This is a genomic window from Mesorhizobium sp. M0808, assembly GCF_040320025.1.
Classification (GTDB): domain Bacteria; phylum Pseudomonadota; class Alphaproteobacteria; order Rhizobiales; family Rhizobiaceae; genus Mesorhizobium.
In genome coordinates this window covers 1-21,726 of sequence record NZ_JAMYOX010000062.1, presented here as the reverse complement: position 1 = coordinate 21,726, position 21,726 = coordinate 1, and the positions used below count along the sequence as shown (strand labels likewise).

At 60.8% G+C, this 21,726-nt stretch carries 23 protein-coding genes and 3 pseudogenes; 20 read left to right on the top strand and 6 right to left on the bottom strand.

Annotation, left to right across the window (positions count from 1 at the left end):
• A pseudogene (locus tag NKI25_RS36640) lies at positions 1–204 on the top strand (hypothetical protein); the annotation flags it as partial.
• A complete protein-coding gene (gene ccoS, locus NKI25_RS33730) occupies positions 201–353 on the top strand; it encodes a cbb3-type cytochrome oxidase assembly protein CcoS (RefSeq protein ID WP_023679633.1) in 153 nt (50 codons plus the stop codon). The pseudogene NKI25_RS36640 and the gene ccoS, both read left to right, overlap by 4 nt.
• 288 nt (positions 354–641) lie before the next feature.
• Here ccoS and NKI25_RS33725 read toward each other — a convergent pair whose 3' ends face one another.
• Complete coding sequence (locus tag NKI25_RS33725; RefSeq protein ID WP_156937443.1) at positions 642–995, bottom strand: hypothetical protein; 354 nt, start codon at positions 993–995, stop codon at positions 642–644.
• Positions 996–1,315: 320 nt separating this feature from the next.
• Between NKI25_RS33725 and NKI25_RS33720 the strand changes: the two genes are divergently transcribed.
• A complete protein-coding gene (locus tag NKI25_RS33720) occupies positions 1,316–1,687 on the top strand; it encodes a hypothetical protein (protein ID WP_156937444.1) in 372 nt (123 codons plus the stop codon).
• An 899-nt stretch (positions 1,688–2,586) separates the two neighbouring features.
• On the opposite strand, the gene NKI25_RS33715 is transcribed toward NKI25_RS33720, so the two are convergent.
• The 3 genes from NKI25_RS33715 to NKI25_RS33705 form a co-directional block, all read right to left on the bottom strand.
• Entirely contained in the window at positions 2,587–2,718 is a 132-nt protein-coding gene (locus NKI25_RS33715) for a hypothetical protein (protein WP_023679638.1), read from the bottom strand.
• 414 nt (positions 2,719–3,132) lie between these two features.
• Entirely contained in the window at positions 3,133–3,783 is a 651-nt protein-coding gene (locus tag NKI25_RS33710; protein WP_156937445.1) for a hypothetical protein, read from the bottom strand.
• Entirely contained in the window at positions 3,780–4,892 is a 1,113-nt protein-coding gene (locus NKI25_RS33705) for an MBL fold metallo-hydrolase (RefSeq protein WP_031212638.1), read from the bottom strand. The genes NKI25_RS33710 and NKI25_RS33705 overlap by 4 nt, the downstream gene beginning before the upstream one ends.
• Positions 4,893–5,385: 493 nt before the next feature.
• Here NKI25_RS33705 and ubiM point away from each other — a divergent pair, with 493 nt between their 5' ends.
• Both ubiM and NKI25_RS33695 read left to right on the top strand, forming a co-directional pair.
• On the top strand, positions 5,386–6,567 hold the full coding sequence (ubiM, locus tag NKI25_RS33700) for a 5-demethoxyubiquinol-8 5-hydroxylase UbiM (RefSeq protein WP_023679643.1): 1,182 nt from the start codon (positions 5,386–5,388) through the stop codon (positions 6,565–6,567).
• A 303-nt stretch (positions 6,568–6,870) separates the two neighbouring features.
• Positions 6,871–8,778 (top strand): putative bifunctional diguanylate cyclase/phosphodiesterase, encoded by a 1,908-nt coding sequence (locus tag NKI25_RS33695; RefSeq protein ID WP_023679644.1) that lies wholly within the window; start codon positions 6,871–6,873, stop codon positions 8,776–8,778.
• A gap of 95 nt (positions 8,779–8,873) precedes the next feature.
• Here the strand turns inward: NKI25_RS33695 and NKI25_RS33690 are convergent, their stop codons facing one another.
• A complete protein-coding gene (locus NKI25_RS33690; protein WP_023679645.1) occupies positions 8,874–9,155 on the bottom strand; it encodes a DNA -binding domain-containing protein in 282 nt (93 codons plus the stop codon).
• Positions 9,156–9,260: 105 nt separating this feature from the next.
• On the opposite strand from NKI25_RS33690, the gene NKI25_RS33685 reads away from it, so the two are divergent.
• The 3 genes from NKI25_RS33685 to NKI25_RS36635 all read left to right on the top strand — a co-directional run bounded on the left by NKI25_RS33685 (position 9,261) and on the right by NKI25_RS36635 (position 10,183).
• Complete coding sequence (locus NKI25_RS33685) at positions 9,261–9,494, top strand: helix-turn-helix domain-containing protein (RefSeq protein WP_023679646.1); 234 nt, start codon at positions 9,261–9,263, stop codon at positions 9,492–9,494.
• Between the two features lie 153 nt (positions 9,495–9,647).
• The gene (locus NKI25_RS33680; protein WP_023679647.1) at positions 9,648–9,875 is read left to right on the top strand and encodes a hypothetical protein; all 228 of its coding nucleotides are present in this window, start codon (positions 9,648–9,650) and stop codon (positions 9,873–9,875) included.
• Positions 9,848–10,183: a sunset domain-containing protein gene (locus tag NKI25_RS36635; RefSeq protein ID WP_502897489.1), complete on the top strand. Its 336-nt coding sequence runs from the start codon at positions 9,848–9,850 to the stop codon at positions 10,181–10,183. The genes NKI25_RS33680 and NKI25_RS36635 overlap by 28 nt, the downstream gene beginning before the upstream one ends.
• Before the next feature lie 292 nt (positions 10,184–10,475).
• Here the strand turns inward: NKI25_RS36635 and NKI25_RS33675 are convergent, their stop codons facing one another.
• Positions 10,476–10,814, bottom strand: coding sequence for a hypothetical protein (locus NKI25_RS33675; RefSeq protein ID WP_023679648.1), 339 nt, complete (start codon positions 10,812–10,814; stop codon positions 10,476–10,478).
• A gap of 623 nt (positions 10,815–11,437) precedes the next feature.
• On the opposite strand from NKI25_RS33675, the gene NKI25_RS33670 reads away from it, so the two are divergent.
• The 12 genes and pseudogenes from NKI25_RS33670 to NKI25_RS33610 form a co-directional block, all read left to right on the top strand.
• Positions 11,438–12,400 (top strand): ArdC family protein, encoded by a 963-nt coding sequence (locus NKI25_RS33670; RefSeq protein WP_352722220.1) that lies wholly within the window; start codon positions 11,438–11,440, stop codon positions 12,398–12,400.
• Positions 12,397–12,600, top strand: a complete 204-nt coding sequence (locus tag NKI25_RS33665; protein ID WP_023679651.1) for a hypothetical protein — start codon at positions 12,397–12,399, stop codon at positions 12,598–12,600. The genes NKI25_RS33670 and NKI25_RS33665 overlap by 4 nt, the downstream gene beginning before the upstream one ends.
• A 14-nt stretch (positions 12,601–12,614) precedes the next feature.
• Entirely contained in the window at positions 12,615–13,034 is a 420-nt protein-coding gene (locus NKI25_RS33660) for a DUF2958 domain-containing protein (RefSeq protein WP_023679652.1), read from the top strand.
• Positions 13,035–13,158: 124 nt separating this feature from the next.
• Positions 13,159–13,578, top strand: a pseudogene (locus NKI25_RS33655) (ParB/RepB/Spo0J family partition protein); the annotation flags it as partial.
• A 106-nt stretch (positions 13,579–13,684) separates the two neighbouring features.
• Positions 13,685–14,830: a hypothetical protein gene (locus NKI25_RS33650; RefSeq protein WP_352722527.1), complete on the top strand. Its 1,146-nt coding sequence runs from the start codon at positions 13,685–13,687 to the stop codon at positions 14,828–14,830.
• 545 nt (positions 14,831–15,375) lie between these two features.
• Positions 15,376–15,699, top strand: coding sequence for a DUF736 domain-containing protein (locus NKI25_RS33645; protein WP_352828590.1), 324 nt, complete (start codon positions 15,376–15,378; stop codon positions 15,697–15,699).
• 150 nt (positions 15,700–15,849) lie between these two features.
• A complete protein-coding gene (locus tag NKI25_RS33640) occupies positions 15,850–16,119 on the top strand; it encodes a helix-turn-helix transcriptional regulator (protein ID WP_352818463.1) in 270 nt (89 codons plus the stop codon).
• The gene (gene lepB, locus NKI25_RS33635) at positions 16,116–16,664 is read left to right on the top strand and encodes a signal peptidase I (protein ID WP_352828587.1); all 549 of its coding nucleotides are present in this window, start codon (positions 16,116–16,118) and stop codon (positions 16,662–16,664) included. Before NKI25_RS33640 ends, lepB begins: the two co-directional genes overlap by 4 nt.
• A complete protein-coding gene (locus NKI25_RS33630) occupies positions 16,652–17,338 on the top strand; it encodes a lytic transglycosylase domain-containing protein (protein WP_352828584.1) in 687 nt (228 codons plus the stop codon). The genes lepB and NKI25_RS33630 overlap by 13 nt, the downstream gene beginning before the upstream one ends.
• Positions 17,339–17,527: 189 nt before the next feature.
• Complete coding sequence (rlxS, locus tag NKI25_RS33625) at positions 17,528–19,498, top strand: relaxase/mobilization nuclease RlxS (protein ID WP_353000638.1); 1,971 nt, start codon at positions 17,528–17,530, stop codon at positions 19,496–19,498.
• Positions 19,499–19,952: 454 nt separating this feature from the next.
• Positions 19,953–21,079: pseudogene (locus NKI25_RS33615) on the top strand (IS701 family transposase).
• 301 nt (positions 21,080–21,380) lie between these two features.
• Positions 21,381–21,726, top strand: a 346-nt coding sequence (locus NKI25_RS33610; protein WP_353000636.1) for a nitronate monooxygenase, incomplete at its 3' end; no start/stop codon positions are given.

Below are 21,726 nucleotides of genomic sequence, written 5' to 3'. Positions count from 1 at the left end.
CCATCATCTACAATGCCGTCGCCGTGCCGATCGCGATCCTGGGGCACGTCACCCCTCTTATCGCCGCGATCGCGATGTCCGCGTCTTCCCTGCTTGTCATCGGCAATGCGCTACGCTTGCAAGGTTTCGTGTCAAATGCATCGGTGCAAGATGCCCGACAATGACAGGCACTCCGACATTGGCGCACTGGCACAATCCTCATGACGACGCTCGCCTACCTCATACCTGTGGCCCTGTTCCTCGGAGCGCTTGGGCTGGCCGGGTTTCTGTGGGCCTTGAGGAGCGGCCAATATGAAGATCTCGATGGCGCCGCCGAGCGGATCCTGATCGACCGCGACGAGCCACGCAGCTGAGCCAGCCTGCCCTGCAACGACTCGCTCGAATATTTTCCCCGGTTGCTTCGCCTCATGCCGATTTCGGCGCGCGACGGGTGCGAACGCATCAGCCAGAATACGTTGCCGAACTTTCGGCCAGGAAAGTGCTGCGTTTGTGCCGCTTCGCGCATTGCTATTTTTCCATACGTTTCCATATAATTCAATAAGTTAGCGGGCAGAAGACTGGTCGAGGCAAAACGTATCGAAGCCGTCTCAAAGGCCGCTGGCGACCCTGTAACCGTCCGCAGTGTCACCGAGGCTTACATACTAGAACGCGAGAAGGTTGAGCGCGCTCGCGGCGCTCGCCTTGATGCCGGCAATCGTATGCGAAAGCACATTCTGTCCGACGCCGCTATTGCTCACAAAGAATTGCATTGCTTGACGGAAGCCGACCTGCAGGATTGGCGCGGCCGTTTGCCTGCCAATTTCGCCCGAGCAACCGTGCTCCGCGTTAACAACGACTTCAAAGCTGCCCTGAATGCGGGCGTCAGCAAGCACGCACGGCGGCTTCAATCCTTGAATGCCTCTCACGTCGGCGTCGTCGTCAAGAACGGCTTGGCTGCGACGGATGCGGTTTCCCCCGTTGCCCGAGATAAGATCATACGCACGGCGGACCCGCACGCCTCCGGTAGGCTCTGGCTGTCCGGCACAATTCATCTATCGGGCGACGAGCCGCGCATAGAGAGTGTCGCGAGCACGCGCCTGCACTGACTCCTTAGCATTCGGGGATTCTAGACCTCCGTTTGTATATCGCAAACTAAAAATCAGTATCGTTTGCATATCGCAAACAACATGGGAAGATATCTCCCGCCATCACCTGATAAAACGTGGCAAGCTCGTTTTGTACTTGATTTGCGAATGGATTTGTCGAAATGTGAGTGAGCCGGCGAGTGATAGAAACACTCGCCGGCTCTAACCACAACCAAAGAGGACGCTTCGATATGGCCGTCACCCAAAATATAGAATTGCCCGAATTCAGCAAGTTGATCTTGGCCGCAGCCAGGCTCGCTAAAGTCGGTCAAGACCAAGATCTTGGCGAACCAATCGACGTCAGGACCGGCGGAACCTATCGCACCCGAGGCGGCCTCTGTGTCGGGCCGCTCCGCCCTTTTCGAGACGAGGAGGACGGCGCCCACACCGATGCCGCCGGGCGTTCCGCATGGTTCTTCGCCCCAGGTATCGGCGCCTATGACCGATACGGCTGCATCCTGTCCGGCGAGATCCCGAAAAGCCAGTTGGACTGCGTCGCCCCGTGGCCTCGCCAACCTCTTGATATTGATCTAGAATTCTCAAACAAGAAAATGCAGACATGATCGCTTTCGAAACCGGCAAGACCTTGACCGCCGAAACGTAACAATCTCAATCTGCGAGCTTTTTTCCTTTCAAGAGCGACATTAGCTCTTGCTTCGTCAATCCGTTGATTGACATATAAAGAGTGTGACTCTTCTTCTCAACCAGCGTGTCCCTACAGCCCTTGCTGCAGGTTTTTGCGGTGGCATCCCAAGACGCATAGCAGCGCTTGGGGCATGTTATGCTGCAAGAGTCTTTCCCCGTATCGCACGTATCAGCATACGCCGCCGTAGGTAACAAACCCGTTGCGGCGACAAGTAGGATCTTGCCGTAAGCTTTCATTGCAGACCCCTTTTCATCTCGGAAACAAGCCATAATACAAGCCGCAACTAAATAGTAAATAGAAAAGCACTACCAAAGTAACAGGTCACGCAATTCCGGGTGTCTCGCCGACTTTTCAGTAGCGTAAACCTGTGTAGACCGGCGTTAGCCGGCGCAGTGCCGTAGGCGCGGACTATCCCGTTGGCCTTGCCTTGGCAGGGGTAACACGGGCGCTCACACTTGCTATCGCAGATCATAAGTGCGACCTCGGCGGCCGTTGGCTTCGCCGAGGCAGTCAACAGCTTCAATCCGACGAATAGTGCGGTATCCGGGGAGAGCGTGACCCGCTTCCCCGCGTTGGCGCGCACCATGATAAGCGCGGGCTAGTTCGGCCTCCTCAGCCCATCGCCTCGGCATTCTTCACCGTATGAATTTATTCCTGCGCTAGAACGGAATAGGAACATCGGTCAAGGCCGAATTACCACTGGGTGACGTCTATGCCGCCGTCCGGCTGGAACGTGACACGGTAGGAGAAGTCGGCGAAGACTTTGTCGGTTCCATCGTCGGACCGCAATGCACCTTGACGACATCGCCTCCGGCATCAGGCCGTTTCTTCTATGCGCTCGGCGAGCGGGTTGTCGTAGCTGGCGTTGGTGACGGTGACGCGTTCGAACTCGAAAGCCGCCGCCGAGCATGCCGAAAGGGCGAGCGCCACGACGGCAAGTGCAGACATAAGAAATGTGTATTTCGACCACGAACCTTGAACACCAAGTCATATGATCCCGCTGGTGTCATCACCTTGGCCGGCGACGAATTCACGCCATCGGTAAATTGCAGGGTCCGGTGGCGGGCGCCGGCATGGGGAGCCACACAACACATCGCCAGGCTCTTCAATGTCACTGACGGTGTTGTGGTCGCCTCCGGCTCTAGCGCGGTGGCTGACACCAGCCCTCACCAACAAACCGACTCGTTCGGATGGGGAACCGCTCTCGCCGGCAAGGCGCACCGCGTCGAGCATTGGTGTTCGGGAACCAACAACACGGCCGGGTTTGGACTAGCCGCCGCCTCCGGCGAGTCCGAACTCTTTACCAGCGTCGAGGTTTGGAGGACGGCGTGAGGGTAAGAGGAGCCTATACTACCCGGAAATTCAAACCGTCTTCGCTGCGTGGCGCGCCAGCACCGTTGTTACCAACCGGACACCATAGGTTGCCGCCGAGTGGCGAACAACCAAGAACTGTAGCAGCAGAACGGCGCAATAGATAAACGACACCCTCAGGGACTGCACCATGAAAACCGCTGCGGTCCCAAAGCCGAAAAGAAACAGGAACGAAAAAGCGGCGTAGTCGCGAGTAAACAGAAATTCCCTGTGAGCATGGAGGATTGCGGTCTCTGACTCGACGTCTTTGTAAAACCGATACCACAGGCGATTTTCGTCACCCGGTGTTCGGGGGAAAGTATCTCCCAAAGAGTCTTTCAGTCGAGACATATCGATGCGAGGATCTGTCGGCCCGTGGCTGCTAAAGGCTCGATGTCCAGGCAATGCAAAGTGCCATCGAAGAAACACCAAGCGGGCTTTCGCAGCGGCGTTCAGAAGGCCGTTTGCGACTGATGTAACAATGAGAGCTAGCCCGACCGGAAGAAGGTTTGCGGCCCCCACCAGCAGGCCCTTGATGCCGGAAACCGCAAGAGCGTCAGACTGTGCCACCCCATAAAACAAAGCAAAATTCGCGGCAATCGTAAGCCAAAGCTGCCAGCGGGTCTGATCTTTCAACGAGCGCGGCGGTCCACCTGTGCTCACGTATATTCCTCGACCTGTGTGTAGAAGGGCAGGCCTTCCGCCACGCTATATCCAGGACGTGCCGGGAAGCCTCCCCAATGAACTTTGCTGCCTCCCTGTGTCGCAATGATGAGGCCGCCACGGCGCTTAAATGCGTTGAGAACCATGCGACGTGGATGTTTGGCGTCATCCTTGGGTGCTGAAACGTACGCCGAGAAGCGATACGCTGCGCCTTCCGGCTGCTTCTCCCCCAATAGTTTGGTCAGAACAGTCGGCCCCACATTGCGGCGACTTCCGTGATGCGGGATTTGCACAAAGGTGAACTGCTGAAGGGGCAGGCCCACGCTTTCTGCGTAACTAGCTGTCCACCAAAGACCGCTCACACCCGTGTCACCGGTTAGCAAAACGCGGGCGTTGTTTTCGAAGGCGCCATAAAGCACGACGCTAGACTCGTTGCTTGCGCTGGTGATGCCTCCATCCTTCAATCGCTCGTTATCCCACGTTTCCTCGGTCCAGCCCTGCAATGCTGCTTTCGCAGCTTCAAAAATCTTGTGGGTCAATGATTCCTTCCCAATCCAAATATGGGCCGCTTCGATAGCGCCCTGATCCGGGTCGGGTGTTTTTTCGAATTGTGGGAGCAGGTAGTTGTAAGTAGCCCTCTTTGGTGAGCACACCCGGAATGGACCAATGTCGGCACCTTGAAACGGAAAGAAAATATTGCAGCCAGCTTCGACAGCTAGATCGTAGATTTCACTGATCGTCCCGTATTCGGCTTTGACAGCCGCCTTCAGGCCTTCCGGAGTCCATCGCTTATCTGAAAACAGGTGACGGGATTCCTCGGCGAGCAGCCATGGAATATGCATCCAGAGATTTCGCACAGGAATTTCGCTCAAGACGGTGCGCAGCCCCGACGCGTGGTCCGCATCGGAGTGCGTCAGCACTACATGCTCAAGCACAGGAAATGGCCCAAACTGCTTCTTGAGGTGCGCGACGATGTTGTCTCCGGTTTCGGCATGGCCACCGTCGACCAAGATCAAATGATAATCGGCAGCGTCGCCATAACGCACTACAATGGCGTCACCGGCTTTGGAGCCGGAGCCAACCGGCAGAAACTCAACCTCACAATGCATCTGGCCCCCCAAGCACTCATATAGGAGCCAATTTCAACGTTCGGCTATCTGATTCCATCAATCTCCACCCAAATCCACCGTTTTCCACATAACAAATTTTAGATGAATCTTAGACGAGTTTGCGGAAAATGCAGCTAAGTGATTGATTTTGCTGGTGCGCCAAAGGGGAATCGAACCCCTGTTACCGCCGTGAAAGGGCCGCACCGAAGGGGAAGCCCGCCATTCCATGATGACCTGACCAGACCATGGCGTGGCGATCGACCAGTCGACCGTGAACCAGCGGTTGCCGCGTTTATCGAGCCTGGTTGATCCAGATCAGGGTTATCTCTTCGTCGGCATGGTTTCATTGACCATTTTTCAACGGAGAACGGATGTCTAACGGACGGTTAGGTCGCGTGGAGACGCTTGGGGACATGAGCCGCAAACCGTGGATCGATTGCGATGCGCTCCAGTGCTCTTCGTCGCAGATAGCCGACGCTATGGCGGCACGCTGATGGCCGGCTCTGTCGATAGATTCGACGTTATTGTCGTCGGAGCCGGGCCGGTCGGACTTTCCTTCGCCGCATCGCTTGCCCAGAGCCGACTCAAGGTGGCAGTGGTTGAACGGCAGTCGCTCGAAAGCCTGGCGAATCCGGCTTTCGACGGTCGCGAGATCGCGCTGACCCACGCATCGGTTGGAATCCTTCGCGAGCTCGGCGCCTGGGATGCCATCCCCGCTTCGGACAAATCACCGCTACAAGGCGCGCGCGTGCTCAACGGATCGAGCCCTTTCGCCCTGTGCTTCGATTCTCCCAGCGGATCTGCGGAACCACTCGGAATTCTGGTCCCAAATTGTCGGATCCGCGCCGCCCTGTTCAAGATTGTCCGCTTCCAGGGTCATGCGCAGCTGCTGTGCGGCCGCTCGGTCGTCAATGCAACAACCAGCCACAAAGAAGCAGTCATAAGGCTCTGTGATGGCAGGCAATTGGCCGCTCGGCTGCTCGTTGCAGCGGATTCGCGTTTGTCCGCGACGCGCGACCTCCTCGGCATTGGCGCCGCGATCAATCGGCTTGGCAACTCCATGCTGATTTGCCGGGTGAGGCACGAGCGCGCCCATCACCAGATCGCGGTCGAATGGTTCGATCACCATCAGACGATAGCGATGTTGCCGCTCATGGAAGGCGTGTCGTCGCTGCTTCTCACTTTGCGCTCAAGCGAGGCCGACAGACTGCTTGCTCTCGACGACGATTTGTTCCTCATGGAATTGACGAGCCGGTGTCGAGGACGCCTCGGAGAGATGACCTTGGCAAGCACCCGCCATGCCTATCCGCTGGTCACGACCTGGGCGCACAAGTTCTGGGCTCCGAGTGCGGCACTGATCGGCGATGCTGCCCTCGGCATGCACCCGGTGACCGCGCATGGCTTCAACATCGGCCTCAGTGGCCAGAAGCAACTCGCCGATGGAATCCTGGCGGCATATCGCGAGCGCCGCGACATTGCTGATCCCGACATGCTCGGCAGATACGAAAGCCGGCTGCGTCTGTCGGCGGCACCGCTCTATCATGCTACGAATGTACTTGTCGGTCTCTACTCAGGCGAGCACCCGGCGGCACGGCTTGCAAGACATGCGGGGCTTCGCTTTGCCCAATATCTTCCCTTTATCCGCCATGGCATTTCGGCCATGCTCAGGCGGTGAATCGCAGGCAGCGCTGCCGCTCTGGAACGCTATCTCGGCCCGGCTTCCTTTTGTCTCGCCGGGCGCGTTGATGCCGTTGGCAGGGCTGCTTCCATGGTGACGTTGCCGATCCTGGGATGATTCGGATCAAGGCACGCGTGCGGGCAAGAGCTCGATGGTCAGACGGCAAGGCCAAGAGCAGACGTGCGCCCCGAAGACATGGTGAGCGCACTGGTTACCCCCCGCTGGATAGTTAACCCGTCCTTCAGTGGGCCTGCGTAAGCTTGTCCTCGCGAACAACGATGGGAGCAAGCTGGTCCGTCCATGGCCCCGAAGAAAGTAGACACGCTGGAGGCCAAAATCCGTCAGGATCAGCTTGCTGACCTGAGGACCGGCCTCTTCGTGTCGATGCCGATAAGCGGTATCCTGTCAGGCCTGATTTGGGCGGTGCACGCCCTTTCTGGCAGCGGCTTTGCCGCTGCAATCTGGTTCCTGGTCGTCAATGCGATAAATGCCGCCCGCCTTGCACTCGCGCGTTATCAGCTAAAGGAAACGGGGCGCCATGACGGTTTAGTGGGGGTTTTGCCGCGGCTTCGCTGGTTTGGCATCCTTGCCCTTCTGGCAGGGTTTGCCTGGTCCTTCCTGGCCGTCCTGACTGTTGGATACACGACACCTCAAGCACCGCTGCATCTGGTCATTCTGGCGGGCATTTCCGCTGGTGCGGTTACATACGGCAGTTCGTATGCCGCGGCGGCGACCAACTTCATCACACCTCCGCTCCTCATCACGGTGGGATGCCTTTTGGCGAAAGGCAATTTTGAAGACTACATTCTGGCTTTTACCGTTCTGCTTTTCATGGGCGGCTTGGTTCGAGCTTCGTGTGTTGGGCAAGCACGGTTCCGCGAAGCGAGCCGCCTGAGGCATGAGGCCGAGCGGCTTGCGGCGGAGATGAAGGCCAGTTCCAGGCAGGACCACCTGACGGCCCTTCTCAACAGGCGTGGCCTCGAAGACGCAATCGGACGTTTCGAGACCGCGGATGGCCCCTTCGTGGCAATGCTGGTTGATCTGGACGGGTTCAAATCCGTCAACGATACCTACGGTCACAGGACCGGTGATGAACTGCTTGTCAGGATCGCCCGCCGCATAGAGGAGGAAGCACCGGAAGGCTCAACGCTCGCTCGTATCGGCGGCGATGAATTCGTGCTGTTTTTTCCCTCAACGAGGGTTTCGCTTTCTGCCAGTGATCTCGCCTCCAATATCATAGCCAAAATTGCCCGACCCTATATCGAGGTCGCGTCCGTCCGTGTCGGGGCATCGATAGGAATATATTTGGCGCAGACGCCGGGCCTGACGGAAATGTTGTTGCGGGCGGATATCGCCCTTTATACGGCCAAGCGTCGTGGCAGGAACGAATTTTGCCTGTTCGATGCCGAACTCGACAGGGAACTGCAACGCCGCCAGTCCGTCGAACGGGACCTTCATTCGGCGATAAAGACGAGAAGCTTGCAACCTTGGTTCCAGCCGATCGTGAAACTCGACACCGAGGCCGTGGTCGGTTTTGAAGCCTTGCTGAGGTGGTCCCATCCGACTCATGGCGCCATCTCTCCACCCGAAATCATCACAGCTGCACGCGAAACCGGAATGCTTCAGCTGCTGACGCAAACCGTATTCGCCGACTGTTGTGCTTTTATCGACGGCTTGGTGAAAGCTGACTGTCGTGATCTCCGTGTGGCGATGAATATTTCGCCGCGCGAACTGGAAGCCGGCGATATCGACGACATGGTTCTGGATGGTCTGGCGGCAAGAGGTCTCCCTGCAACGATGTTCGAGATCGAGATTACCGAAGAATCCCCGGTTGACCCGGACAGAGTGGATGAAAAGCTCGGACGGCTTTCACATGCCGGCATTTCCATCGCGCTCGATGACTTCGGCACCGGCTTTTCCACGTTGGCATCGCTCAAGGACAGTCGGATACGCAAGGTGAAAATAGACCAGGGTTTCATTCGCGGCTTGGCCAAGTCCCGAGAGGACCGACTGCTTGTCAAATCGGTCATCGATCTCGGTAACATGCTCGGGATCGAGGTCATGGCCGAGGGCGTCGAAACAGAGGCGGATCGGCAAACCCTGCACAAGCTTGGCTGCAGGACCGCTCAGGGCTTCCTCTTCTCCAAGGCGGTGCCTCTGAGCCAAGCACTAGAAATGGCAGTCAAACAGCACGCGAACCAGTTGTGACCGCTCCCGCCGCGCCGTCTCTCGCGGCCGTGCGCTCATGAATGGCGGGTATCTGAACTTCCTTGTTTGAAGAGCATGACAATCCGTGCTGTGCCTCAGCCGGCGAACAGTTCCTTGTAGCCAGTCGTCACCATCCAGTTCGCACGGTCGATATGGCTGCGAAGAGCCTTGCGGGCGCGGACCGGTTCAAGGGCCGGGTCGATGCCGAGAATGAGATCGGCCATCTCCTCTTCGCTGGCATTGTCGGCGCAGGCATCCAGGATCCGCAGGTAGATCGTGAAATGCTCCCTGTCGTAGGCCGTCAGGCTCTCCGACCAGGGGACTTCATCCCTCAACGTTGAGCTTCGACTCTCATCTGTTCCCATTGGTCGATTCATGCCTGCGAACCTCGCCTGTTGAGCGCCCGCAGCATATCCCAAAATGGGATAATCCGAAACCGGGATTAGTCGCTGATCCGGTCTTTACCCGACCGGTTCGCCTACATGCCCAAGTCTCTTCGATCGCCCCGCCACCAGCGGTTTCTGGCCCAGTTGGTTTCCCTGCGCAAGGCCAAAGGCCTGACTCAGGCGCAGGTGGCCGAGAAACTTGATCGTCCCCAATCCTTCGTGGCCAAGTACGAGGGTGGAGAGCGGCGTCTCGACGTCATCGAGTTTCTCGACTTAACTGCGGCGCTTGACGCTGATCCGTGCGAGATTCTGTCCAGCCTGCGGTCCTAGCGGGCGCCCGCGCACCAACTGCTCGCGCCGGTGCCGTGAACCGAGCGCGCTTTTCTTCGGCAAGCTGCCATTCCGCTGCGGGTGGGTCTTTACCCGGCCATGCTGATATAGGATGATAATCCTAGGTGGGGCGATTCCTCAATGGAGATCGCAATGGCTAGGACCAAACTTTCCAAGCAGCTTTCACAGGCTGAAATCGAGCGCTTTCTGGCGGAGGCGGAACGGCTGCACAAGAGCATCGTCCAGCCGCTTCTATCACCTACCAGCAACCATTACCTGGCTCTCCAACGCACCCATGAAGCGCTGTTAAAGACGGTGAAGGATATCACGGGCAAGGATGCGCCGTTCATTCAATGGTTCGGAACAGGACCGGTGAATTAGACCCGACTTGTAGACTCCAGGCTGCAAACGTCGCATTCTCTCTTCGGAGGGAAGGGGCGTGGGCAACCGTCGCTATCAAGACAACTCCTGGCTGGCTTTCTTGCCTTCGAATCGACCCTGCCGCTGTCGGCTGCAACATCAAAGCCAATATCAGCTACAAAACGGGCGAGCGCATCTATCATGATCCCGGACAGGAATATTACTGGGACACGCGCCTCAACCTGTTGAAAGGCGAGCGCTGGTTTTGTTCGGAGGAAGCCACGCAAGGCGGCATGGCGGAAGTCTCGAGTCTGAGCCGTCCGTTGTAAATGCTTACGAAATGCTGCATCGCACACGTTTCGGTGCAGTATTCTTTGAAGTATTTTTCGCAACAGTTCGGAATCAAAAGGACTCATGAACGCCTGCATGCTAACACGGCTCCGTTTAGAAAACTGGTGATTCGGAGTATCAAATGGCTAAAGTGAATCCCTTCCATTCAAAACTTACAGGCACGAAGGTATACCACGACAACAATCAGTGCACTGAAGGCAACAACATCGAAACGAAAAATCGCATCGCCGGCACTGGTGGTTTGCCGAAGTGCGATCACTGCAAACGTCTCTAAAAATCTCCTTCTGACTGGGCCTGTTCACGGAAAACAATTTCCCAAAATGGTCCAGTCAGCTCCCCATCGTCCACAGTCCAAATCCTGCGCACGGCATAAACTGGCAATCCGTGAGTGGTTGCTATGGCGAATGCTTTGAAGCCCTCGCCACGACCACCATGGAACCGAATCGTCGGCTCTGGAAATACATGCCCAGGTCCGCCCTGACAAGATTCGTAGGTCTCGATCCCCTCCCGGCGCAAGACGTGCACGTAGGGCGCAATCCCGGCGTCCATAGGCATGTCTAGTTCAAGACCGAACGACTGCCGAAGGTTGAAAACGGATTCCTGTCTCATGCCGTCCAACTCTTAGGCATAGCGGTCTGTTCCTTTGCCGGGTTTGTAATCGCCCAGGTAAATCGTGAAATGCTCCCTGTCGTCGCTCGTGAGGTTCTCCGACCAGGGGACTTCATCGCACAGAGTTGAGCTTCGAGTCTCATCTGTTCCCGTTGATCGATTCATGCCTGCTGCGAACCTCGCCTTTTGAGCGCTGGATCCGCGGCGCTTGACGCTGATCCGTGCGAAATTCTGTCCAGCCTGCGATCCTGGCGGGCGCCGGCGCGCCTTGGCGCGCACCAGGTGCTCGTGAACCGAGCCCGCTTTTCTTCGGCAAGCTCAGGCGGTCTCGGCCATTCGGCTTCGCCCCTTGGCGCGGGCAGCCCTTCGGGCTGTGACGGCCGCCGCCCTTGCGGGCGGCGCGGTTTGTCTGTTGGCCTTTCCCGGTGGCGCGGGGTGGGCGGCACTCCCTTCTAGGCCCGCCGCGGCAGCCCGCAACCCTTCGCGTGCCGCTCAGGGTCCTCCTCTTCGTTCCGGTCCTTCGGATGCGGTCCGCCTACCACGGCGGGCCTTTCCGGTCGCGGCTCGCCGCCCACCCCGCTTCCGGGGAAAGGCGCGGCGATTGGCGAGCGGAGGATGAGACGATGCATGCAAACAGCAAGCGTACCCCCAGCGGAGAGGCTGGCGCAGGCAAGGGCGGGCGCCCCGGCGCCAGCCTTTATCAGGAGATCACCGACCGCATCATTGCCGAGCTGGAGCGCGGCACCGTGCCATGGGTCAAGCCATGGGGCAGCGCAAAGGCAGGCCTTGGGCTGCCGAGGAATGCATCCTCTGGGCGCACCTATTCCGGCATCAATATCCTCATCCTGTGGGGCGCGGTCATCGAGCGCAGCTATCCCAGCCAGAACTGGCTCACCTTCCGGCAGGCGCTCGTCCTTGGCGGCAATGTCAGGAAGGGCGAGCGCGGCACGACCATCGTGCATGCCGACCGCTTTGTCCCCAAGGACGAGAAGGAGCGCGCACGCCACGCGGGCGATGAACCACAGGCCGTGCCTTTTTTGAAGCGCTTCACCGTCTTCAATGTCGCGCAGTGCGATAATCTTCCGGAAGACCTCTATGCCGCCGCCGAGCCGCTGCCTCAGTGCGAGATCGTGCCGCAGGCCGAGACGCTCATTCGCGCCAGCGGTGCGGATTTCAGGGTCGGCGGCGATCGCGCTTTCTACATGCCGGGCAGCGACCACATTCAGGTGCCGCCGCAGCCGGCGTTCCATCACCAGATCGACTATTACCGGACCTGCTTTCACGAGCTTGGCCACTGGACCGGCCACCGGACGCGGCTTGCTCGCGACCTCTCCGGCTCGTTCGGCTCCAAGGCTTACGCGCGTGAAGAATTGGTCGCCGAAATCACTGCCGCCTTCGTCTGCAGCGAGCTCGGTATCGAGCCGACCGTGCGTCATGCCGACTACATCGGCTCATGGCTAAAGGTGCTGCGCGAGGACAACCGCGCGATCTTCCGTGCCGCCAGTCTTGCCTCCAAGGCCGCCGATTTCCTGCTTGGCATTCAGGCCGATGCCGAAGGCGAGGCGCAGGAAGGAATTGCGGCATGACGATGCGCGATCCTCAACTGACCGCGACCGAGCCGACGCCGCAAGGCGAGCAGATGCTCATTCCCGGCGTCCGGCCGATCACCACGCGCGATCGGCTCACCCTCCTGATGGACGCGCCGATGCGTCCGCGCGCGGCGCAAAAGCCGCTCGATATCGGCCTCTTCGATGAAGCCAGCAGAAATCAACTCGACCTGTTCTGACAAGGAGTCTTTCCATGATCCTGATTACCGATCCACTGCGCGCACGACTGCTCGCCAATAGCGCCGCCGACGCCGACATCGACCATTTTCCCGTTGTGAAACTGTTTAATCCGACAGGTGCCGCCACGTGGCTTCTGAGCGAACTCGACGCCGATGGCGACACGCTGTTCGGCCTTTGCGATCTCGGCTTCGGCTTCCCCGAACTCGGCAGCGTCAGTCTGGCCGAGCTTGCATCCGTAAAAGGTCCGCTTGGCCTCGGCATAGAGCGCGACCTGCATTTCCACGCGCGCTTTACGCTCTCCGTCTATGCCGAAGCCGCCCGCATTTGCGGCCACATCACCGAGGCCGAGCGACTTCTGCGGCAGGCAGCAGACGCCCTTTCAAAGCCCCATTCCGAGCTTCCGCCCGACACGGCGGAACAGCAGCGCCGATAGGCGCAAAAACCGTCCCGCCGCGCCGGCCTTCGGCCTCTGCGGCGGGGACAACCTTAACCAAAGCGAAGGAGAGTAACCATGCAGCTTGCCCACATCCCCTTGGATCAGCTTTTCCGCGCTCAACATGCGCCATGGAAAACGCGCGGCCGACATTCCCGACATCTTGCCATCCGTGCGTGCGCGCGGCGTGCTGGTGCCTCTCCTTGTGCGGCCGAACGGCCAGCCGGAAACCTTCGAGATCGTCGCCGGCAGGCGGCGCTATTTCGCCGCGAAATCGCTTGCCGACGAGCGCGGCGAAGGCGATCCCTTGCCCTGCGCCATCATGGAGGACGGTGACGACGCCGATGCGCTGGAAGCCTCGCTGATCGAAAACCTCGCCCGCCTCGATCCAGACGAAGTATCGCAATGGGAGACGTTTTCGCGGCTCGTCAAGCAAGGCCGCACCGTTCCAGACATCGCTGCGACCTTCGGCATCACCGAGCTGATGGTCAAACGCATTCTGGCGCTTGGCGACCTCTTGCCCAAAATCCGCGAAGCCTATCGCCGCGAGGAGATCGACGCCGAGACGGTGCGCCATCTCACCATGGCGTCCAAGGCGCAGCAGAAGGACTGGCTGGCACTCTGTGCCGATCCCGATCAACACGCGCCGCGTGGCTTTTCAATTGAAGCAATGGCTGTTCGGCGGCCAGTCGATTTCCACCAAGGTGGCGCTGTTTGCCATCGACGAATATCCCGGCCTGATCACCTCGGACCTGTTCGGCGAGGACAGCTATTTCGCCGATGCCGACCTGTTCTGGCAAAAGCAGAACGAAGCGATTGCCGCCAGACGCGACACATATCTCAACCACGGCTGGAGCGAGGTGGTGCTGCTGGAGCCGGGCCAGTATTTCCACGCATGGGACCACGAGAAGACCCCGAAGAAGAAGGGCGGCAAGGTCGTCATCACTGTCTCGCATCGCGGCGAGGTCGAGTGTCACGAGGGCTGGCTGTCACGCAAGGAAGCCCGCCGCGCCCGCGAGGGCGGCGAGCAAGAAGAAACAGCCGCCAAGCCGCCGCGCCCCGAACTCACCGGCCCGATGCAGAACTATGTCGATCTGCATCGCCATGCTGCCGTGCGTGCGGCCATGCTCGACCATCCCGCCGTGGCGCTGCGCCTCGTGGTGGCGCACGCCATCACCGGTTCCGGCCTGTGGCAGGTGCGCCCCGAGCCGCAGCGCGCAGCCAACGAGACGGTGACTGCCAGCCTTGCCGGCTGCAAGGCTGAAGCCGCATTCGGCAAAAAGCGGCGCGAGGTATTGGCCCTGCTCGGATCACCGGATGAGGATGGCGTGGTCGCCGGCGGCAATGGCGACGCCTTTGCTATCGCCGGCGTGTTCGCGCGCCTCTTGGCGCTGTGCGACGACGATGTCATGCGCGTTCTCACCCTTGTCATGGCCGAGACGCTTGCAGCCGGCAGCGCCGTCATCGAGGCGCTCGGCAACCATCTGCACGTCGATATGGGCACATGGTGGCAACCGGACGATGCCTTCTTCGACCTCTTGCGCGACAAGGAAATCGACAATTCGATGCTGGCCGAGATCGGCGGCAAGCTGGTCGCGGACGGCAATGTCGCCGAGAAGGTCAAGACGCAAACGAAGATCATCCGTGACTTCCTGGCGGGCGAGAATGGCCGCCAGAAGATTGAGACCTGGCTGCCGCGCTGGATGAAATTCCCGGCCGAAAGCTACACCAGCCGCGGCGGCTTCCGCACCGCCGATCAGTGGACACAAGTGCAGCCGCTGTTCGTGCGCGAATAGTCGATCAGGGCCCGAGCGGCGGTTCTCTCGAGTACCGCCGCTCAGGTCGCGCGCGCCGCTCCGGGCCGCGCCGGCTGGCGATTGGTCGTCTTGTCGAGCCAGTGCCGCGCGCGAGAAATCCCGACGCCAACTCGCCCCCATTTCGGCAGCCCTGCACCGCGCCGGGTTGCTTGCCGAGGCGCCCCGCGCATGGGGCCAATTGTCCGATCCGGTTGCCGACAGAGCCCGCGCAGCCGGCGCCCTGCATTGCCGCCTGTTCGTTGTGCCGCCGATCGCGCCACCTGTCTCCATGTGTCTCAGGGACCATTCCCCTGCGGCTGGCTTGACGACCTATGGGCGGATCCGGCCCGCCCGAAACCCTCGCCAGCAGCTTTTTTCCCCGCCGCCTGCGGCGGCTTCCTCGCGCCGCTTCGCTTCAAAAAAGCTGTCCGCTCGGGTCCTCCGCTATCGCTGCGGCCGTCCCGGTTCCGGCGGTCCGGACGCGCCCATCACGGTCCGCCATCGCAGGGGAATGGTCCCCGGCGAGCACCAAAAGGAGACTGAAAATGACCGCGATCGGATACGTCACCAAACAGGAAAACGGCGGCTACAAGGGCCAGCTCAAGACGCTCAGTGTCCGCGCCGACATCGACATCGTGCCCAATCAGGCAAAGAGCGCCGACACCCATCCCGACTTTCGGGTGCTGACGCAAGGGGTCGAAGTAGGGGCCGGCTGGATCCGCACCGGCGAGACCTCCGGCAAGGACTATGTGAGCCTGTCGGTTGCCGCCCCGGAGTTCGGCCCGCGCAAGCTCTACGCCAATCTCGGCCGCGCCGCCGGCCAGGATGACGACGACACATACGCCATCATCTGGAACCCGGTCGACTGAACCGCCAGCCTCGAGCCCCGCGCCGCAACCGGCGCGGGGCTCTTTCGGGAGGGGGCGGCGAAAACTCGCCCCCCACTCTTCGCCCGTCCCCGAAACGATCTCGCTCGCCGATCCTCGCCTTCGCTTGTCCGTAGCGAAACGAGGACCATCATGGACGACGAAAACGAACGCGCGGCCCGCGCCAAGAAGGGCAGTCCGTTTCTCAACACCGCGCAGGCCGCCTTCTATATCGGGCTGTCCCAGCGCACGCTGGAGAAGATGCGGCTCAAAGGCGGCGGCCCGCAATTCCGCAAGCACGGCCGCTATGTCCGCTATCACATCGACGAACTCGACGACTGGTCGAAGGGACGCGCGCAGGAGACCCGGTCCGAGGATGGCGGGCACGATTCCGGCTCGGCCGGTGAGGGAGGCCGCTCATGAGCCGGCGTCCCACTATCCGTCTGATCGGCAGCCATCTGCGGCGCATTCGGGCGCGCAAGACGATTGCCGTGGCCACCATGGGCCTCGGCCTGATCGGCTTCGCCGCTTTCGACAACCCATCGCCTTGGCTGGTCTGGAACGGCTCGGCGAGTGCGCCGGTCGGCCTCTATCGCGTCGCGTCCGGATCGCCGGCTCGTGGCGATCTGGTGCTCGTCCGCCCGCCAAAACCGGTCGCCGATCTCGCCGCCGAACGCTTCTATCTGCCCAGCAATGTGCCGCTGGTCAAGCGCCTTGCCGCAGTGCCTGGCGAGCATGTCTGCGCCTTCGGCGACGCCATCATCATCGGCGGCGAGATTGTCGCGCGCCGGCTGGCAACCGACACGCAGCACCGTCCGCTGCCTTGGTGGAATGCCTGCCGCAAGCTCGCCGCCGACGAGTTTTTCCTGCTCGGCAACGATAGAAACCGCTCCTTCGACAGCCGCTATTTCGGGCCGGTGCCGGCCGAAAATATTGCCGGGAGGCTCGTGCCGCTATGGACCGAGTAACCCTCCTGATGCTGGGCATGGTCGCGATAGCGCCATGCGCCTGTTCCGCCGCGACCGACGCTCAGCCGGCCGCCATCTCCCGTGGTCCGCAGCTCCAACGATGGCAGCCCTTGGTGGCCGAAGCAAGCCGGCGATTCAGCATTCCACAGGCCTGGATTTATGCCGTCATGGATGCCGAAAGCCGGGGGCAGACAATGGTGGACGGACGGCCGATCACATCGAGCGCCGGCGCCATTGGCCTCATGCAGGTGATGCCCGGCACCTACGAGGAGGTGCGCGCAGAGCTTGGCCTGGGAGCCGATCCGCACGACCCTCGCGACAACATTCTGGCAGGCACTGCCTATCTGCGCGCCATGTATGACCGCTTCGGCTTTCCCGGCCTGTTTGCCGCCTATAACGCTGGGCCGGACCGCTACGAACAGCATTTGCAGCGTGGGCGACCGCTGCCCAGCGAGACGGTTTCGTATCTGGAAGAGCTCAAGGCGGCGGGGATCTCGGCCGCCGACATGGACGCGTTCACCGGCAAATCCCGTTCCGGAAAAGCGCCGGAAATCCCGTCCGGGCAGTCGCTGTTTTTCCTGCGAAACGGTGTTTCCGCGACCGATCCGAATGGCCAAATTGTGGTGCCGCTCGGATCGGAGCGAGCAAGGTCAGGCCGGCCGGATCGCAGGTGAGGGCAGGGGTACCGTGGGTCGGGGCAGGAAGGCAGGGAGGCAGGTCCGCTGAAGGCAAGATAAAGGCATCGCCTCCTGGAGCCGGCGAAGTCTTTGTCTGCACATCGTTTTTCACGGAGGCTGCCTTCAGCGTCAGGAGAGCTGCTGCCGACAAACATCTGATTTTGTTAAAGATTACTAGGAGGCTCAATGCAGGATGAAGAGTTCAAGCCGAGCCTGGGCAAAATCGGATCGCGCGGCTCGAAGGCAGGCAAGCGTTTCGCCGGCCAGATCCGCGCCGCGATCAACCGAGCCGGCGGCGGCAGCGGTCGCCGTGGCCGCTTCATCGGAAGCCGGGCGGGGCGCGGCGGGGCTGCTGCCGCCGTTCTCAGAGCGCGCGATCGCCACGCGGCGTCTCGGCAGCGGCGCGCCGTCGTCAAGGCGCGTATCGTCAAGCTGGCCGGCAAGGGTGTTGACGGGGCACGTGCACACCTTCGCTACCTCCAGCGCGACGGCGTCACCCGGGAAGGCGAGCCTGGCGAGCTCTATAGCGCCGACAGCGACCGCGTCGATGGCAAGGCCTTCATCGATCGTGCCGATGGCGACCGGCATCAGTTCCGCTTCATCGTCGCACCTGAAGACGGCATCGAGTATGACGACCTCAAGCCGCTCACGCGGCGCCTCATGGCGCAGATGGAAGAAGACCTCGGCACCAAGCTCGACTGGGTCGCTGTCGATCATTTCAACACTGGTCATCCGCATACCCATATTATCGTCCGCGGCAAGGACGACCGCGGCGAAAATCTTGTCATCGCGCGAGACTACATCTCGTCTGGAATCCGTGAACGGGCGGCCGAGCTGGTCAGCCTCGACCTTGGCCCGAGAGCGGACCGCGAGATCGAGCAACGCCTGCGCCAGGAAATGGAGCGGGAACGCTTCACCAGCATCGATCGGCAGCTGCTCCGCATGCGCGACCATGAGGGGCATGTCTCACCGGCCAGCCCAGACACGTTTCGCCAGACGCTGCACCAGGGCCGCCTGCGCAAGCTCGAGCGGATGGGTCTGGCTGAGGAAGTCGGCTCGGGCCGCTGGCGCCTTGATGGCGAGCTTGAAGCGACGCTGCGCCGCATCGGCGAGCGGGGCGACATCATCAAGACCATGCACCGCGAACTGACCGGCAAAGGGCTCGCCCGCAGTGCCGCCGACTATGTTGTCCATGATCGATCTGCAGAGCAGATGCAGCCTGTCGTCGGCCGCATCGTTGCGCGCGGCCTGGCCGACGAAATCACTGACCGCCATTACCTCGTCGTCGACGGCGTGGACGGCAAAAGCCACTATGTTGATATCGGCAAAGGCGAGGCCACCCAACCGACGCCAGAGGGCTGCATAGTGCGGGTCACGCCGAGGGACACCGGGCCAAGGCAAGTCGACCGCACAATTGCCGAGATCGCCACGGCCAATGACGCGCGCTACAGCATCGATATCCATCTCAAGCATGACCCGTCGGCCACCGAACGCTTTGCCGAAACGCACGTGCGGCGACTGGAGGCGATCCGCCGGGCGACCGGTCGTGTCGAGCGCGAGCCGGACGGCACCTGGATCGTCGCACCGGATCATCTCGACCGTGTGTCTGACTACGAGCGTAAGCGAGCGAGGGCCGAGCCTGTCACGGTTCACAAGCTCTCATCGATGCCGCTGGAGAGACAAGTCAGGTTCGACGGCGCCACCTGGCTCGATCGAGAGCTGGTTTCCGACACACCGGAGGCCTTGCACAGCTCTGGTTTCGGCCGCGATGTCCGAGAGGCGCAAGGCCGCCGACGGCAGTGGCTGATTGCGCAAGGTCTTGCTCGGGAAGAGCAGGACCGGATCGTCTATCGCGCCAACATGCTTTCGATGCTGCGTCAACGTGAGCTGAACCGTGTTGCCGGTCAACTGTCTGACGAACTCGGACTCTCGTATTCCGAAGCGCAGCCTGGTGATCGAATAGAGGGTCGATTGCGCCGCTCGATCGACCTTGCCAGCGGCAAGTACGTCATAGTCGAGAAGGCGCGCGAGTTCACGCTGGTACCATGGAGGCCAGTGCTTGATCGGTCTATTGGCAAGGAGGTGTCTGGTGTCATGGGTGGGGAGGGGATTTCATGGACCATCGGCCGGCAGAGAAGCGGACCAAGCATTTCGTGACATGACTACACAACTTCTTTTGCCCGCCTTGAAACAGGTACTCAGTCCGGACGGAGTTCGCCTGCTAATTGCCCGCGGCATTGATCTCGCGAGGGATAAATGGCTGGTCGTGCAAGACTTATCGTTCGCTCTACAAAAAGCGCCGCGATGATTCATCGTGTTCCATGATTCTGAGCCAAAACCCTCCTGCGCCACCACGGCACTCTTCCCGGTGCCACGGAAGCCGCGCCGACGACGGCGGTGCCGGCCTGGTTGCGCAGGGCTGCCGCCGACCCAAACAGTTGCGGCGCATTGAGGACATTGCAATCACTGCAGGTGCGGCCATCGGCGCGCTCGATGCGATGGTCCGCCAGCTAGAGAGGTGGGCTGGCGCCTGGTGACAGCGCCTAGGGCTTTCGGCGGCCGCGGTACGGCGAGCAGGCTCGCGGCGTCGAGGATGAAGCCGCACTTCGCGATGTTCTTCTGCTCACACGACCGGGAGACGAGTCGGCCCCACGGGCCGGATGCTTGTTGGCCGCTCACAGCGCTGAAGGCGCGGGTTGGGCGGGTGCTTCCTCGTCGTGAGTTGCGGGAAACGGGCGCAGATTTCCTTGACGGCCTTCTTTCCGGCATTGAGCGCAAGACAGGCTGGCTGATGGCTGAGCAATCCGGAGCGGAGCGGCCCTATCGGATGCAGTCGCTGAGGATGGCGTCCTGATCGTCGACGAGACGGGATTTGTGAAGAAGGGCGATCGTTCCGCCGGTGTCGCGCGTCAGTACTCGGGAACGGCGGGGCGGATCGAGAACAGCCAGGTCGGCGTGTTCTTGGCTTACGCGAGCCGCTACGGCCAAGCGCTGGTCGATCGTCGCCTTTATCTGCCGGAGAGCTGGACAAGGGATCGGGCGCGATGTGCCAGAGCGTCGATCCCGGAGATGGTCGAGTTTGCGACCAAGCCAAAGATGGCGCGCGCCATGGTCGAGGCGGCGCTCGATGCCGGCGTCCCGTGCGCTTACGTTCTGGGCGACGCTGTCTACGGGGCGGACAGCAGCCTTCGCCGGATGCTGGAAGCTCGCGAGCAGCCCTATGTCTTGGCGGTTCGAGGCGCTCACTTCATGCGCCGGGGAGGGGATCGTCTGTTTGAGGAAACCTCGCCCGAGGAACTGGCCAGCGAGTTCGAGCCCGACGACTGGGCCTGTCATGCGGCAGGTGAAGGCGCCAAAGGCCCTCGGCTCTACGACTGGGCACGCATCCGCCGCCCTTGGACGTCAAAAGGCGGCTTCGAGCATTGGCTTCTCGTCCGCCGCAAGCGATCGACATCCGGAGAAAAAGCCTACTACCTGGTCTTCGCCCCGCCCGGTTCCTCCTTGGCCGAATTGGCGGCAGTGGCCGGCCTGCGCTGGGCGATCGAGGAGTGCTTTGAGCGCGCCAAGGATGATCTCGGACTTGATCATTGCGAGGCTCGGTCCTGGCACGGATGGCATCGCCACATGAGCCTGTGCATGGCCGCCCTGGCATTCCTCTCGAAGCTATCGGCTGATCTTCGCCGCAGCGCATGGAGCAAACCGAACGAAACGAGTCCAAAGGAGCCAATCGCCGCCTGATCCGGATGGCTGCGCTCGTCCCGAGCGTCCCCGAGATCCGCTATCTCCTCGCCCGGATCCTCATCTTCCCACCGACACAAAAGCCCTTCATCATCGCCTGGTCGCTATGGCGACGACGACATCAGGCTGCGGCCACCATCTGTCACTACAAACGGCATCGGCATCCGCAACTGTAGTACTAAGGTCCGGACTCATAACCGTTGGTCGACTGGCGGCTCTGGTTGCCGTTAATCGCGGGGCGCTGAGCGGGGCTCGATAGAATCAACCGAACCTGCGATACTCAAGGCAATCTGTTGGAGTGATGATGCGCATCGTAACCCGTTTCACTGATCGGCTTGAACTGCAGCATCCGATCATCAGCGCGCCGATGGCATTCGCATCGGGCGGGGAACTCGCAGGTGCGGTCAGTTCAGCCGGAGGGCTTGGGCTTATCGGCGGCGGCTATGGCGACGCTGATTGGCTGACGCGAGAGTTCGAGCGATCTGGCAACCGACCTGTCGGCTGCGGCTTCATAACATGGTCACTCGCCAGGAACCCGCGCCTACTCGATAAGGCCCTGGAGCGGCGACCAAGTGCGATTTTCCTATCCTTTGGCGACCCGGCGCCTTTTTCGCCGGCGATACGGGCCGCCGGGGTCCCCTTGATCT